Here is a 14,190-nt window from a genome sequence, read left to right on the forward strand (position 1 = left end):
GTTCATAGATTTTCAATATACCATGAAATTTTATGGAAAAACATTGCACAGAGAAAGACCGCCGAGAGTTCTCGACAGTCTTTACATACTGACAGTGAATTTACTTGAGACTAGGGAATTTGTCAATCACATTGGATATAGCATCAATACTAATGGGCTTGCTTATATATTCATCAAAACCAACGGCTAAATATTTTTCCCGATCGCCTTTTATGGCATGTGCGGTTACTGCTACGATATAAGGCTTTTTCTTAGCGGATAAAGTTTCCCTGATCTTTTTAGTAGCTTCTAATCCATCCATAACAGGCATTTGAATATCCATAAAAATAATGTCATACGGATAACGCTCACACGCATCAACGGCTTCTTTACCGTTTTGGACTGTCGTTGAATTATAACCGAGCTTCTCGACCATTTTTTTAATGACAATTTGATTAACTTCATTATCTTCCGCTATAAGGACTTTTAAAGGATTCTCTATGAGTTTATCCTGCTCAGCTGACGTATCATACAACATGGAATCTGGATGAGTTTGGATCTGAAAGGAAGCCGTGAATATAAAAGCTGATCCCGGTTGTTCTAGACAGGGCTCATACCAGATATCTCCGCCCATTAGGTGAACAAGCTTTTTGCAGATAGCTAATCCGAGTCCAGTTCCTTCAACAGTACGTGTCATAAAATTATCGACCTGATAAAAGGGATCGAATAAATGAACAATCTTCTCTTGAGGCACACCTAGACCTGTATCCCGAATGGCAAATTGGAGACTTACCCTGTCCTCTTCTTGCGCAGCACGTTGTACCGAGATTGCAACCGCACCATTAGGCGTAAACTTAATAGCGTTGCTAAGCAAGTTCATAATCACTTGTCTTAACTTAGTAATATCACCAAGCACAATGGAGGGAACGTCAGGGAAAACGGATGTTGTAATTTCTAAATTTTTTTCAAGCGCTTTTGGCAAAATAATATGCAGCGTTTCTGATAGCATTGTTCTTACGCTAAATGGCTCTTCAACTAATTCCGTCTTGCCCGATTCGATCTTGGAGAAGTCCAGAATATCATTGATGATCATAAGAAGCGTGTCGCCACTTTTTTTAATAATTTGAACATATTCAATTTGCTCGGGGTCCAGGCTCGTATCTATGAGCAAATCAGTCATTCCAATGACACCATTCATAGGCGTACGAATTTCATGACTCATCATAGCTAAAAATTCACTCTTCGCTTTATTCGTCTTTTCCGCGGCTTCTTTCTCAATAATCAGCTTCTTTTGATCGGTCATGTCTTTCGCAATGATATAGAAGCCCACATTCTGATTATGAATAATAATCGGAGCTAAAGTGGCTAGCACTTCGACTGCGGACCCCTCTTTGTTTTGGATATAATTTATATCTTTTTCAACCTTTGTATAGTCTTCTAAGGCCAAGAGGATGTTTGCGAGATTTTTTTCACCAATTAGTTTGGCAACGCTAGTTCCAATTAGTTCAGCAATGCTATATCCGGATACTTGTTCTGCCATTTGATTTCCATTTAAAATAATGCCTTCCATACCAAAAGAGATGATGGCATCATGGTTGTACTTTTTTAGCGAAGTATAGCGTTCAATGCTTTCCAGCAGCTTTATTTCGGCAACTTTGCTTTTCGTAATATCGATCACTTGTGAAATGAAAAAAAGAGGCTTTCCATCACTTTCATCGCGTACCAGCGAAACATGTAAAGAAGCCCAGATGATTTCTCCATTGGTATGAGAATAGCGTTTTTCTGCCTCAAAAGTAGACACACCGTTCATAAAATCTAATAAATCTTCAATATTATTTACATTTTCTGGATAAATGAAATCTGCAGCCCTAAGTTTCATGACTTCCACTTCCATAAGCCCAAAAAAATTACAGAGTGCAGGATTAACACTTATCCACTGCTCTTCAACCGATACTAAGGCGATGCCAATCGGAGCATTCTTATACACATGTTCAAAAATAGCTTGGTGACCAAATCCTTCTTTATTCTGCATATTCCGCACCTCCTCATATGGATCATTATACAACAGGTGCGTTGATGAAGGAATGGCTGCAGGCTCCAGCCGCTGTTAAAGATTTGTTCTCTTGAGTGGAAACGAATTGTATGGTGGAACAAATCTTTAAATGCGGACGCCTCCGCTCTTCCACCCAAAGCCATGCTCTCTCTCAGCCACAATCGCACGAATCGTACAAACACCACGTTCAAAAGGAATGCAGCTTAAATGGACTGCCAGCTTAAACGAACAGCCATGAAGGGTTTTTCGCTGGATTGGAGGAGATTTGCCCGCGGGCCAAGACCGCTGGGACTGAAGAACGCGCAGCTGAGAAGGAGCTGCTACTTTAACGATGATTTTCATCGTTAAAAGCGCCAGGTCTTCTCCATATCCTTACTTAACGATGTTTTTCATCGTTAAATCGCTATTATTCACCCTGAGGGGGCCATCCGACCTCTTTTAACGATGAAAAACATCATTAACGTGACGGATTGACCTGGAACACTTGCTTTAACGATGAAAAACATCATTAAGTGGCGCACATGCTCCATTCAAGGAAGGTTGTACTGCTAAGGTTTACTCCAACTGGCAATTAGACTCTATTCATGCAATCTGCCCATTAAACTGATTTAGCGAAAGTCACGCGATGATATCCTGATATAAAGAAATCTTTCTCAAGTTTTATTAGCTCAAAGCCCAGATTCATATAAAAAGCTAACGTTGATTGGGTTTCTGGGTGTCTATATTACAGCAAGATTACGGCAAGTTTTTAGCTATCCCTATCATTGGCTTCATTTTTGTGCAAAGAAATGTAATGTTCCCCCACTATTATCATTTGCTCCAGAATGGGCTCCAAACTTTTTCCGAAATCGGTTAATGTGTACTCAACCTTCGGCGGCATCGTTAAAAATGCGCACTTCAGAAGTTGTTAGAAAGCAGCCGGATGATAGCTGGCTGTATATCATAGATCATCCGTTCGGTACGGATCTGTTAAGAGAAACGGAGCCCACCGGCTGACACATAAACATAACTCAAGCCTTATCTCCACCTGAGCTCTACTGGTTATACAATTAGGATTTGGATATCGCTTCAAAATATTGTACAACTACCTCACGGAATTCCAGAGCAGCCTGCGAAATGTACCGACTCTTGTGCCATAATAAAGCTATCTCCCGTACCAATTCTTGATTCTCTACTTGGAGATATTTGATATCTTCCCGTGAATTCCTTGCCGTGCTTGGTATGAAAGCTATGCCAATTTCGGCTTCAACAAGCATGCTAAGCCTTGCAGGCTCATCACCCTCATACACAAATTTAGGTACAAATCCAACCGATTTGCATACAGAGTCAATTAAATCGCGAGTACCGTAGCCTCTTTTTACACCAACAAACCATTCATCTCTTAGCTCTGTCAAGGATACGCTGCTTCGATCTGCCAGCCTATGCCCTTTTGGAACGGCTACAAGGATAGGATCGATAAACACGATTTGACATTCGATGTCATCCCCTCTTATCGGAGGTGAGGACAAGCAAAAATCAACCTCTCCTCTATCAAGAAGCGTAACCATTTCCTTCGTGGTCAGCATTTGAACATGAAATTGAATATTGGGGCGCTTTTTCTGAAACTCTCGAAGGATATTTGGTAATGTGCTTGCGGTGGTCACCGCTAATTCGAGTGTGCCATGATCCGGGCTGGATAAATCACTTAGCTCCTGCTTCCCCTGTTCCAATTCAAACAAAGCTCTTTCTGCACGGCGAAGAAATCTGCTTCCGAACTCATTTAATCGCAGCTTCCTCCCTATTCGATCGAATAAAGGAACACCTAGATCCTCCTCCAAGCGTTGAATCGTTTTGCTTAGTGACGACTGAGTAACGTGCAGATTTCGTGCAGCTTCGGTAACATGTTCCAAACGAGCTACTGTGAGAAAATATTGCAGTTGAAGAAGTTCCATTTCGTACCCTCCATTCATTCCCTCAAGTCAATGAGATTATAACATGAAATGCGTTGGAATGAATAAACGATTTCAAGTAAGATGACATTAATACGCATCGGGGGGATTCAAAATGAGTGTTCGCAGCAGGTGGTTAATGATTTCAGTTGGTCTAGGGATACTATTGAACCCTTTAAATTCTTCGATGGTTTCTGTTGCTATTCCAAGTCTGCAAAATGTGTTCCAACTTGACTTTACAGGTGTTTCCTGGATTGTTTTTTCTTTCTATATTGCAAGCAGCATCGCTCAACCTGTCATGGGAAAGGCTAGCGATTTATTCGGTCGTAGGAAGATATTTCTTACCGGGCTTGTTGTAGCCTTCATTGCATCCTTATTAGCTCCATTATCACCAAACTTCGGGTGGCTCATCGTGTTCCGCATTGTGCAAGCCATAGGAACCAGCATGATGGTTGCGGTTGGAATGGCCATTGTGCGAATTCATATTACCGAGAAACAAGCGACAGCACTATCTGTTTTGTCCATATTCCTATCCGGTGCGGCAGCAATTGGACCCTTTATTGGCGGGGTCATCATTCACTGGTGGGGCTGGCCTGCTATCTTTTTCGTCAATATTCCTTTCGCAGTGGTGAGCTTTCTATTATCTTGGAGGCATATTCCTAAGGACGAACCGTCAACATCCGTTACACTGGGCATGACCTATCGTAAATGGTTTGATTTGGTTGATGCGTCAGGGATCCTGCTCTTCACAGTGGGACTGGTTGCCCTGCTCTTTGGATTACTCTCAGCAAAATCATCTGGGCATATCTCATTAGGAAATGTCATTCTCGTGCTGATAGGTCTCGTTGCACTGGGGGCATTCGTACGACATGAGTTAAAAGCGGCGTCACCTTTTATTCCTTTGCGCACATTCGCCAAATATCCTGCGATGACTTGGGTTAATGTCGAATTCATGCTCGTTAACATACTTTATTACTCGCTCTTTTTCGGGCTTCCGTCCTACTTGCAAATGGTACGTCATGTTAGCGAGTTCCAAACAGGGATTCTCATGCTAACCTTGGGCTTGTGCTCACTAGTTACTTCTCCAATAGCAGGACGATGGATTGATAAATCAGGACCTCGACCAGCTTTACTGGTGTCCGCAATCTTGATGACATTAGGGTCGGTGTGGCTTGTGACATTGAACCAAACATCACCCGTTATCAGCGTGTGTTTGGCTTTGGCTGCATTCGGTATTAGCAACGGATTGAACAATGTAGGTATGCAAGCGGCCTTGTTCCAAAGTTCTCCAAAAGAAATAATCGGCGTAGCATCCGGATTATTTAATACATCAAGATACCTGGGAACTATTCTATCTTCCTTGTTGATAGGTGTCGTAATGGGAGGTAAGTTCAACTTCGAGGGATTTCGAGTGCTTGGAATTATTCTCACGGTAATTGCATTGTCTTTGGTATTCATGAGTCGGCGGCGCCGGGAGGCAGGGTATGTGCAAGAGTCGTAGGTATTGAATAGCTTGTTTGAAAATTTGTCTCAGTGATTGTCATCATAGTAAGCCCCACGCTGTTCAAATCTTTCAAGGTCGGGAAGCGTGGGGCTTACTGAGTAATGATCAAATACTTTGCCCAGTACAAAGGCCTTTAAATTTTAAATGAAATCACTTCGAGTATCAAAAATATTTGGATCCAATTTCTCCCAAGGAGTAAAAGTTGTTGATAATTCATAACGTTTGCCAGATTGCGCTGAGGTGTAAGCTCCGAACATAATTTCGTGAACATGCAACTGCTGTCTACCCGATTGTATGGGCTGTTTTCCGTTACGGATGCAGCGAACGAAATAGGTTAAAACATTCTCATCCGGTACGGAAGCAATGCTTCCGTGTGGTACATAGCAATCGCTGAGACCGCGCCATGTCACCTGCTCAGCATCTGCCAAAGCTAGTTTCAGGGAATGTATAACCAGGGGAAATCCGCTATCGTTCAGGGCTATCGTCCCGCTGCGGCCATATATCAAAGTATTATTTTGCTTGAACGATGTTCCCCATAATGTACGGATGACTGCATGTTGACCACCAGCAAATTCGACGATTAGGGTCACATTATCATCAACGTCACTATTCACTTTTTTGCCTTCGCCTACGATCCGATTCGGAATTAACGTATTGACTTCTGCCATGACACTAACAGCGGGACCCAACAAAGCGATTAATCGGCTGACGGGATAAACTAGACAGTCGAGCACGGCTCCACCGTGAGCGACTGATTTATTATAATACCAGTTATCCCTCCACGGTCCGGGCAGAGAAAGCTGAGCCTCGGCACCGGTGATTTTACCGATGTATCGTTCATCGACAAACTCGGAAGCAGCTAGGAAGGCAGAGTTGAGATCAAAGGGCAAACTCATGAAGATCGCACTTTTCTCTTCCGCGAGCAAAACCATCCGTTTACAATCCTCAAAAGAAGTAGCCATCGGCTTCTCGTTCAATACATGCAGCCCGCGTTCAAGAGCTGTCAGCACTGGCTCCATATGTATGGAGTGGGGCGTCGTTACTACAATGGCATCAAGCTCTTCTTTGTCTATCATGATGCGGTAATCATCATACCAACGTGGCACACTATGAGCAGCAGCTTTCCGCTCCGCGCTTTCCATCCGTCTTGCACATGTAGCCACGAAACGAACTCCTTCCAGCTGGGCAGCCTGCATAAAGTAACGGTCACTAACATTCCCGCTTCCGATCATCCCTAAGCGAATTTCTTTCATCGACATTTCTCCTCTTGGTAATCTTGGTAACATACCCAATGTTAATACTTTATTGAAATCGCCAATGTTCCCCATTGTTTTTCTTGTTCTCGCGTGTAGATTGCAAATGTGCCTTCAACCATCTCTTCCAATAACCATCCTTCACAATCGAATTCCTTAAATGGGATATTTTCATACATCTCTTTAAATGTATCGTATATTCTTAACATTGTAACTTGAACTTTTAATGTTTCATTTTGTTCAGGGACATTAATAAATTCGATGGTATCCCCGACTTGGATCATTCTTCTTTTCTCGTCGTTCAAACGTACCTCAACCGTCTTTCTTCCTTCTTTTATCGCTTTGAAATATTCTCCATATAGCCCCATTTGATGTACCAATTCATCTTCACCTCAATATTCAACTTCGACACTTTCAATTCTAGATGATTTTGGAGAAAATTTCACTTAGAATGCTTCTGAGCCTGCAAAAGTTGCAAAAGGAGTATTCACAGCAATTCCTTTTATTTGGTTAGAAAGGGCCCTAAATTGTTGTATATTTGGATCTTTTTTGGGTTTGCATAGCAGGTTGCTTGGATTTTCGATTTTTTGAAGGTATTGAGGTCAGCAGCAAGCCTAACAGATGACCCAAGGTTACTCAATCACTCGTTTGGGTGTTGAGTCTTAATTATACTTGTTTTTTCCAATACGTTCATCCTACTGGCTTATCCCTCTCTCTCTCCCCTTTTCCCTACTTCGATGATTGTCAGACCCTGCTCTTTCTTAAAATCAAGAAACCATCCAAGCTCCAGAGCTCGCTCTTTCATAATCCTAAGGCCGTATCCTGTTGAACTGTTAGAAGCATGCAAACTATCCAATCTATCCGAATCGCTTGAACTACCCGAACTATCCAATCTATCCGAGTTGCCAGAACTGTCTAAACTGCCCGAACTGCTCCAACCATCCTGGAGAAAACCCTTGCCGTTGTCTTTTACCATACAGCGCCATCCACTTTTGTCTTCTTGCCCAGAGACCCATGCCTGGCTGGCATTCGCGTGCTTATATACATTAATGAGGGCTTCTCTTAGTGTCGCATATAATTCTACCTTTTCTTTCATGGAAAGCTTATCTTCACTGAGCTGCCAGTCCAGTTCGGCCGTGATTCCTGTATCTTTTTTAAAGTCCTGAACAAGATTATGAATGGACTCTTTCCAAGGCATTGCAGCTGGTATCGGCGGATAGCGCAAGTTGGCAATGGCCTGCCTTACGTACTCATTTATTTGATGCACAGTCTTACGAAAGCTTTGATAAGGCTCTGTCCGTTCTGACCGTTCCCCGGAGTCATCTTTTTCTAATCGATCCACTTTAACTGACAACAAAAACAAAGACTGCGCGATTCCATCGTGTAATTCACGGGCAATCTTTTCCCGTTCCTCCAAAGACGCTTTAGCGGCCTTCTCTTGTTGAAGCTGTTCCTGCAAGTGTTCCATGATTTGAAACAATTGGCGCAACAAAGTCATCGTTACCAAAAAAATGATGAGCGGCGAAAGCCAGTTTCCCAGCTCCATAGAAATATAGGGCAGTAATATCGTGTGGCGCAAGTATTCCCAAAGACCAATTGTTAGTGTGGGAATGATCAATATCAGGCTCTTAATATTTTTATATAAGATCATAAATCCTCCTAACCCTTCTATTTTCAATATAATCATATTTCCTCAAAAATTCTATGACTCAGAAGAGCTATTGCATTCTTGCTATTTGACGAATCCATGTCAGAGGCGCATTGGTTCGGCTGAATCTGACTCCAAAGTGCTATATACAGTACTTTCGGCAGAATGCTAGGATAATCGTGAAAGCAGGGAGGTGAGATCAATCATGTATAAGTGGATCATGGCTGTATTCTGTGGGATTGCTGTTGTAATCGGATTCGGTGTCTTGTTTAATCAAATTAGTGAGCGGCAAAATCAAGCTGTACAAGAGGAAAAGGTTGTTGAGATTCCAGATGCTCCCGTGAATGCAGAGGCTGCTGAGGCTATTTATAAGCAATCCTGTCTGGCCTGTCACGGGAAAGGTTTGGAGGGGCAAATTGGCCCGAATTTACAAAAGGTGGGCGACAAACTGACCAAGCAGCAGATTTACAAAATGATTCAAAATGGTAAAGGCGGCATGCCTTCCTTCAAAAGCAGCTTGAAAGACGATGAGATTTCTAATTTGGCACTTTGGTTGGCGGAGAAAAAATGAAAGCTTTTATAACACAGCATGGATTTAAATTACTCGTCACTGTCTTATTTACGGCTTTAATTGTCAGTGCATTTTTCTGGATCAATCAGGATAGCCCCCCTCTGCCCAGTCTCAAAAAAGCTCCTGATTTTACTTTGAGCAGCTTGGATGGAAAGCAGGTCCAGTTGAGTGATTCAGCTAAAAAGGTTCGTCTGGTCGAGTTTTTGTTCACCAGTTGTCCGGATATATGTCCAATAACGACTTACAATATGGTGAGGCTTCAAGAGGAGCTAAAGCAGGACAAGCAATGGGGCAATGAAGTTCAGTTTATTTCAATTACCTTTGATCCGGAGCGCGATACACCAGAAGTATTCAAAGAATATGGAGATCGCATGGGCATGGATTACGAGGGTTGGACATTGTTAACTGGAACTGAAGCAGAGACGTCAGCAGTTGCGAAAAGCTTCGGGGTACTGGTACAAAAAATGCCTGACGGCCAATTTGCCCATTCTGTTACCTCGCTTTTTGTCATAGACGGGAGTGGCGAAATCCGCAAAATATTTGCAATGGGCGAAGATATGGATAATGAAGAAATATTAAAAACGATCCGGCAGATTGCCGAATCGAAATAAAAAGCTTTAAGTGCTTGCCACTGGCCGGGGATCTTCGAGATCCTCGGTTTTATCTTTTTCCTTCCGATACCATTGAAAGAAGATATAGCCGAGTATGCAGCCGTACGACAGCTCCTGCAGGACCTTCATAATGACTCCTCCCAGCTGCTGGTCATTCATAGGGGTCAGCCACGAGATATCAAACGCCGGTTTTTCTACAGTTAAAGAATAGAATGGCAGACATAGTAAATGAGTCGAGCCCGTATATACATTATAAATCAAGTCGTTCGCAAATATGATCAGCGCACAAGCTGGGGTTAGCAGAAATCCATTCACAAAAATAAATCCCATTTTTTTAGGGCTGCTCATTGCATGTACGGTTCCTTCCGGCGTGAAGACACACCACCATACACAAAGTGCCGAAAGGAATAATAATAGATGCAGCATGTTATGCAGCGCGTAATTGGACATGGCAGCATCAAAGATAACTGGCATATGATAAAAAGAAAAAGCACCATTAAATAAAAATAGAGCGAATACCGGATGAGCAAACAAACGAAGTACCCGGTTCGAAATGTTTAGGTTTGATAGCAAGCGAAACACACTGTCCGGCAGTCCCACATACAGCAGCGGAGGTACAATCAAGTACAGGAAGGATTGCTGCAGCATGTGGATACTGAACCAAAAGTGACCCAATAAGTTTAAAGGTCCTCCAAGTGCGAAATAGAAGACAAATAGGGCAAGTAAAAAGCTGAACTTCCCCCTTCTTCCCACCTGACTCCCTAAATAGCGCAAATAAAAAACAGCTACAATGGTCATCATCAAAAACAATTCAGGGCTGAACGAAGCCCGAAACCCATATGTTTCAACTAAAAGCATGAAATCCATAATCTACAATTTCTCCTTAACTCCCGTCATCCAAGTTTTCTTCTCAAAATACGTTTCAATCGAAGTGCATTAAGAACTACTGTCAAGGAACTTAGCGTCATCGCCGAACCTGCTGCCCATGGTTCTACATGTCCCAGCATAGCTGAGGGAATAAGCAGAGCATTATACACGAAAGCAAAACCGAGATTTTGGCGGATGTTGGTTACCGTCATGCTGCTTATTTGGAAAGCATCAACCAATGCCTTGCTGTCTTCCCGGTTAAGAAGTACATCTGCTGCTTCTTTAGCCGCGGTTGTAGCATTCCGCACGCTGATGCCAATATGAGCGGCAGCCATTGCCGGTGCATCGTTCATTCCATCTCCAACCATAGCGATCTTCCGCTGCTGCTGCTGTAATTGCAGGACATGCTCCATCTTTTCATTCGGCAGCACTCCGGCCTGGAAATGTTCGAACCCGCAGAGCTTCGCTGTATAAGCAGCTGCCTTATAGGAATCTCCTGTAATTAATGAAAGCTGGATTCCTTTCTTTTTCAAGCTTCGGATTGCAGCTGTTGTTCCTGGGCGCAACGAATCCGTAATAGCTGAACTACCTGCCCATTCCCCGTCGACTGCTACATAAAGAACAGTCTTTCCTTGCGCTTCCCATTGATCAGCATCTCCAGATTGAATCCCCTTTACGTTACGGCTCAATAATAATCGTTTGCTTCCTATTAGCAAGAATTTTCCTTCTAGCTTCGCTTCTACCCCATATCCAGGTAATTCCGTCCAATATTCAGCCTGGGTCAGAACTATCCCCCTTCGGCCAGCTTCCCGAACCAGAGCCCCAGCAATCGGATGCTCGCATTCTTTTTCGGCTGAAGCGATTAGACGCAGGAATTCAAGAGTTGGCAGTGCCCGTGCCGATATATCCGTAACCATTGGAACCCCCATCGTCACGGTGCCCGTTTTATCGAAAAGAATCGTATCCGTTCGACTCAACGCTTCCAAAGCCTTGCCGCTGCGGAAGGAGATACCAAGCTCTGCTGCACGCCGGGAACCGATAAATACCGACAAGGGGGTGGCGAGTCCAATGGCGCAGGGACAAGCGCTAATAATAACGGAGATGGCAGCCTTCAACGCGATTCCGGCATCCCCAAGTGTTCGGAGCTTAAACCAGTAAAGAAAAGTTATTGCCGCCAAACCAATAATGATTGGCACGAACCAGGCGGCGGCTTTGTCTGCTTTCGTTTGTATAGCAGGCTTGGCGCTTTGGGTTTCTTCGAAAGATCGGATGATGTGCCCAAGCAGCGTCTGTCCGCCAGTCTGTTCCACTTTTACCTTCAGCGTCCCTTGAATGATCCGGGTTCCTGCTGAAACCTTCGTGCCTGCTTGCTTTTCCAACGAATGGCTCTCACCTGTTAAAGCCGACTCATCGATGAGGGCACTGCCCTCCAGCACGATGCCATCAACAGGAACGATCTCGCCTGAACGAATGAGCACTTCCTCGCCTTTACGGATCTGGTGGGGTTCAAGAAGTTCCTCGCAATCCTCCCGAACTCTTCGTACCGTAGAGGGCAGAAGTCCGCCCCAGCCTTCCGTACTTTGTCGAACATGATTTCGGGCTTTCGCCTCCATCCACTTCCCGAGCCAGATAACCGAAATGATCATGGCACTCGTTTCAAAATATAATGGACTATGTCCATGGTGAAATCCTGCTGGAGGATGAAAAACCAGATAGTGACTGTATCCAAAAGCAGATAATGTGCCCAATGTTACCAGTACGTCCATATTTGCATACCCATTCTTTAAAGAGCGATAGGCTCCATCCAGAAAAGGCCATCCCCAGATAAACTGAACCGGAATTGCAAGCAGGAGCTGCACCCAAGGTATTTGAAGCCATTCAGGAACCCACAGAAATGAAGTCCATGTAAAATGATGCAGCATCGGCCAAAGCAGCGGCAGCGTGAAGAGAGCGGACAATAGGAAGCGGTTCCTGAATAGTTGTACCGTACTAGAAGAAGAAATCCCGGATTCATTCTGCTCAGAGACTGCTGCCCGAAATCCTAACTGATGAACACGATCGAGAACTTGTCTTACATCGGCTTCTTCAGGAACTAAACGAATATAAGCTTTTTCGAGGGCAAGGTTCACAAAGATAGAATCGATTCCGCTCATTTTTTCAACACTCTTCTCAATACGATGCGCGCACGCCGAGCATGTCATACCGGTAATTTGCAGCGTCAGCTTTTCCTGTACCAGACCATCCTTCATTAGCCTCACTCCATCCTGAGAAAAAGGGACAACTATACCCTTTTACATCCTATGGATGGAGAAGCCTTTTCATGATGAAATCACGCCAAAACCTTTATTTCAACTGTCTCCCTCCTTCTTACCAATTCCAAGAACTCTCCTTCAGACCTATCTTTTCCAGAATCACAAAATAAATAGTTGTTTTAACACCCTTCAGGGATTTCTCTGTACAAACGGAATTGGCTTCATATTCCAACTGAATTGCTTTAGATAAAGTGGTTTCTGATAAATCATTGGTCGTTGTCGTTTCAAAACAAGGAGGTGATATGTACGTCCGATTTGTTCGTTCCAGGATAATGCGGGTATTGCCCGGAGGGTTCACTTCTACTTGGATTGTAAATATGGCTATGATGCCAACAGCAAGCAATATGCTGATCGCTGCAAGAAGCCGGATGCGTCCTTTTTTCATTTCAAATCAAACTCCATTCAAATGAAGTAATAGGCTTTAAAACGTAGTCTACAGAAGTAAATTATAGTGCAGAATGCTATTTTTATCATGACTATAAAGAGCTACTTTAGTGTCTTAATTGTGAAAAATACACAAAATAAAAGCCGTAAAATGCGCGATTCGTGCGAAGTTTACGGCTTTTATTTTTCACCATATCTATGTGCTGCTATCTGCTATCAAGTTTGACACACTTACCGATTAAAATTTAATTACAATTTAACCGCTGCAATGAGTAAGAAAATGGGACGGCGGATAGCGTCTTTCCAATCGGGGTTGTCCAGCATTTCTTGGGTCGGCAGAAGTTCGGAAATCTTCGTAATCCTAAACCCGGATTCAATCAGGGAATTAATATAGGTGGTGACGGTTCTATGGTATTTGATAACATCATTGTCAAGAAATCTTGTCTGCCGTGGACCTTCGATGCAGTAGTCGTCAACAGGCCAATGTAATTTCTCACCTTGCTCATCGTAGTGCCAGTCTTGTGCAGCGACCGCGGTGTAGATTGGATGTTCAACGGAGAACACAAAACTTCCCCCAGGAACAAGATAGTGATGAATTTTCTCACAGATCTGATCGAACCTCTTAATATAATGGAGTGCAAGAGAGCTTATTACCACGTCAAATTCCCCCGCATGAAAGTCGATGTCTTCGATTGCGAGACGACGATACTCGATCTCTGAATCACTAGTCATAGCTCTCGCGCGTTCTAACATGTTTTCTGAGAGATCTACACCCACTACCGAGCGGGCTTTCTGTTCGCGCACATATCGGCAGTGCCAGCCAAAGCCACAGCCAAGGTCAAGCACCTTTTTATCCTTCAGCTCAGGAAGCAATGCACGGAAGGCAGCCCATTCCCCAGCTGCATCCAGTCCGCCGATCGAACGAGGCATTTGACTGTAATTCGCGAAGAATCCTGAATCATCATATTTGTTTTCCTTCATACTAGCTGCAGCCTCCAAATTAAATTTATTTGTCCTTATTTATACTTTACCTTCAAAGATAAAAAGAAACAATTGCCTATTTGACTATAACTAAATAGT

14 protein-coding genes are annotated in these 14,190 nt (G+C 43.4%); 3 read left to right on the top strand and 11 right to left on the bottom strand.

The features are described 5' to 3' along the window. Window positions 1-100: 100 nt before the first annotated feature. The 4 genes from J2Z66_RS06350 to J2Z66_RS06365 form a co-directional block, all read right to left on the bottom strand. Complete coding sequence (locus tag J2Z66_RS06350; protein ID WP_209970530.1) at window positions 101-2,011, bottom strand: PAS domain S-box protein; 1,911 nt, start codon at window positions 2,009-2,011, stop codon at window positions 101-103. A gap of 126 nt (window positions 2,012-2,137) precedes the next feature. Beyond that, the gene (locus J2Z66_RS06355) at window positions 2,138-2,374 is read right to left on the bottom strand and encodes a hypothetical protein (RefSeq protein WP_209970531.1); all 237 of its coding nucleotides are present in this window, start codon (window positions 2,372-2,374) and stop codon (window positions 2,138-2,140) included. A 406-nt stretch (window positions 2,375-2,780) separates the two neighbouring features. Further along, window positions 2,781-2,912, bottom strand: coding sequence for a winged helix-turn-helix transcriptional regulator (locus J2Z66_RS44000; RefSeq protein WP_209970532.1), 132 nt, complete (start codon window positions 2,910-2,912; stop codon window positions 2,781-2,783). Between the two features lie 169 nt (window positions 2,913-3,081). Beyond that, the gene (locus tag J2Z66_RS06365; protein WP_209970533.1) at window positions 3,082-3,963 is read right to left on the bottom strand and encodes a LysR family transcriptional regulator; all 882 of its coding nucleotides are present in this window, start codon (window positions 3,961-3,963) and stop codon (window positions 3,082-3,084) included. Between the two features lie 112 nt (window positions 3,964-4,075). On the opposite strand from J2Z66_RS06365, the gene J2Z66_RS06370 reads away from it, so the two are divergent. Continuing rightward, entirely contained in the window at window positions 4,076-5,461 is a 1,386-nt protein-coding gene (locus tag J2Z66_RS06370; protein WP_209970534.1) for an MFS transporter, read from the top strand. Between the two features lie 143 nt (window positions 5,462-5,604). On the opposite strand, the gene J2Z66_RS06375 is transcribed toward J2Z66_RS06370, so the two are convergent. From J2Z66_RS06375 to J2Z66_RS06385, 3 genes are all read right to left on the bottom strand, one after another. Next, a complete protein-coding gene (locus J2Z66_RS06375) occupies window positions 5,605-6,717 on the bottom strand; it encodes a Gfo/Idh/MocA family protein (RefSeq protein WP_209970535.1) in 1,113 nt (370 codons plus the stop codon). A gap of 41 nt (window positions 6,718-6,758) precedes the next feature. Then, on the bottom strand, window positions 6,759-7,097 hold the full coding sequence (locus J2Z66_RS06380; protein ID WP_209970536.1) for an ASCH domain-containing protein: 339 nt from the start codon (window positions 7,095-7,097) through the stop codon (window positions 6,759-6,761). Between the two features lie 323 nt (window positions 7,098-7,420). Next, on the bottom strand, window positions 7,421-8,368 hold the full coding sequence (locus tag J2Z66_RS06385) for a sensor histidine kinase (protein ID WP_209970537.1): 948 nt from the start codon (window positions 8,366-8,368) through the stop codon (window positions 7,421-7,423). 202 nt (window positions 8,369-8,570) lie between these two features. Here J2Z66_RS06385 and J2Z66_RS06390 point away from each other — a divergent pair, with 202 nt between their 5' ends. Next, a complete protein-coding gene (locus tag J2Z66_RS06390; protein WP_209970538.1) occupies window positions 8,571-8,936 on the top strand; it encodes a c-type cytochrome in 366 nt (121 codons plus the stop codon). Further along, a complete protein-coding gene (locus tag J2Z66_RS06395) occupies window positions 8,933-9,547 on the top strand; it encodes an SCO family protein (protein ID WP_209970539.1) in 615 nt (204 codons plus the stop codon). The genes J2Z66_RS06390 and J2Z66_RS06395 overlap by 4 nt, the downstream gene beginning before the upstream one ends. 6 nt (window positions 9,548-9,553) lie before the next feature. On the opposite strand, the gene J2Z66_RS06400 is transcribed toward J2Z66_RS06395, so the two are convergent. From J2Z66_RS06400 to J2Z66_RS06415, 4 genes are all read right to left on the bottom strand, one after another. Further along, entirely contained in the window at window positions 9,554-10,414 is an 861-nt protein-coding gene (locus J2Z66_RS06400; RefSeq protein ID WP_209970540.1) for a cytochrome c oxidase assembly protein, read from the bottom strand. A 26-nt stretch (window positions 10,415-10,440) separates the two neighbouring features. Beyond that, entirely contained in the window at window positions 10,441-12,663 is a 2,223-nt protein-coding gene (locus J2Z66_RS06405) for a heavy metal translocating P-type ATPase (RefSeq protein WP_209970541.1), read from the bottom strand. A 118-nt stretch (window positions 12,664-12,781) separates the two neighbouring features. Continuing rightward, window positions 12,782-13,111 carry a hypothetical protein gene (locus J2Z66_RS06410; RefSeq protein WP_209970542.1) on the bottom strand — a complete coding sequence of 110 codons (330 nt, stop codon included), beginning with the start codon at window positions 13,109-13,111 and terminating at the stop codon, window positions 12,782-12,784. A 248-nt stretch (window positions 13,112-13,359) separates the two neighbouring features. Further along, window positions 13,360-14,091, bottom strand: a complete 732-nt coding sequence (locus J2Z66_RS06415) for a class I SAM-dependent methyltransferase (protein ID WP_209970543.1) — start codon at window positions 14,089-14,091, stop codon at window positions 13,360-13,362. Between the last annotated feature and the right edge of the window lie 99 nt (window positions 14,092-14,190).

It is taken from the genome of Paenibacillus eucommiae (genome assembly GCF_017874215.1).
Classification (GTDB): domain Bacteria; phylum Bacillota; class Bacilli; order Paenibacillales; family NBRC-103111; genus Paenibacillus_AI; species Paenibacillus_AI eucommiae.

What these genes read in the sequence shown, in the direction of transcription:
- J2Z66_RS06350 (WP_209970530.1), bottom strand. Translation starts at nt 2,011, where the DNA reads ATGCAGAATAAAGAAGGATTTGGTCACCAAGCTATTTTTGAACATGTG.
- J2Z66_RS06355 (WP_209970531.1), bottom strand. Translation starts at nt 2,374, where the DNA reads ATGAAAATCATCGTTAAAGTAGCAGCTCCTTCTCAGCTGCGCGTTCTT.
- J2Z66_RS44000 (WP_209970532.1), bottom strand. Translation starts at nt 2,912, where the DNA reads ATGCCGCCGAAGGTTGAGTACACATTAACCGATTTCGGAAAAAGTTTG.
- J2Z66_RS06365 (WP_209970533.1), bottom strand. Translation starts at nt 3,963, where the DNA reads ATGGAACTTCTTCAACTGCAATATTTTCTCACAGTAGCTCGTTTGGAA.
- J2Z66_RS06370 (WP_209970534.1), top strand. Translation starts at nt 4,076, where the DNA reads ATGAGTGTTCGCAGCAGGTGGTTAATGATTTCAGTTGGTCTAGGGATA.
- J2Z66_RS06375 (WP_209970535.1), bottom strand. Translation starts at nt 6,717, where the DNA reads ATGAAAGAAATTCGCTTAGGGATGATCGGAAGCGGGAATGTTAGTGAC.
- J2Z66_RS06385 (WP_209970537.1), bottom strand. Translation starts at nt 8,368, where the DNA reads ATGATCTTATATAAAAATATTAAGAGCCTGATATTGATCATTCCCACA.
- J2Z66_RS06390 (WP_209970538.1), top strand. Translation starts at nt 8,571, where the DNA reads ATGTATAAGTGGATCATGGCTGTATTCTGTGGGATTGCTGTTGTAATC.
- J2Z66_RS06395 (WP_209970539.1), top strand. Translation starts at nt 8,933, where the DNA reads ATGAAAGCTTTTATAACACAGCATGGATTTAAATTACTCGTCACTGTC.
- J2Z66_RS06400 (WP_209970540.1), bottom strand. Translation starts at nt 10,414, where the DNA reads ATGGATTTCATGCTTTTAGTTGAAACATATGGGTTTCGGGCTTCGTTC.
- J2Z66_RS06405 (WP_209970541.1), bottom strand. Translation starts at nt 12,663, where the DNA reads ATGAAGGATGGTCTGGTACAGGAAAAGCTGACGCTGCAAATTACCGGT.
- J2Z66_RS06410 (WP_209970542.1), bottom strand. Translation starts at nt 13,111, where the DNA reads ATGAAAAAAGGACGCATCCGGCTTCTTGCAGCGATCAGCATATTGCTT.
- J2Z66_RS06415 (WP_209970543.1), bottom strand. Translation starts at nt 14,091, where the DNA reads ATGAAGGAAAACAAATATGATGATTCAGGATTCTTCGCGAATTACAGT.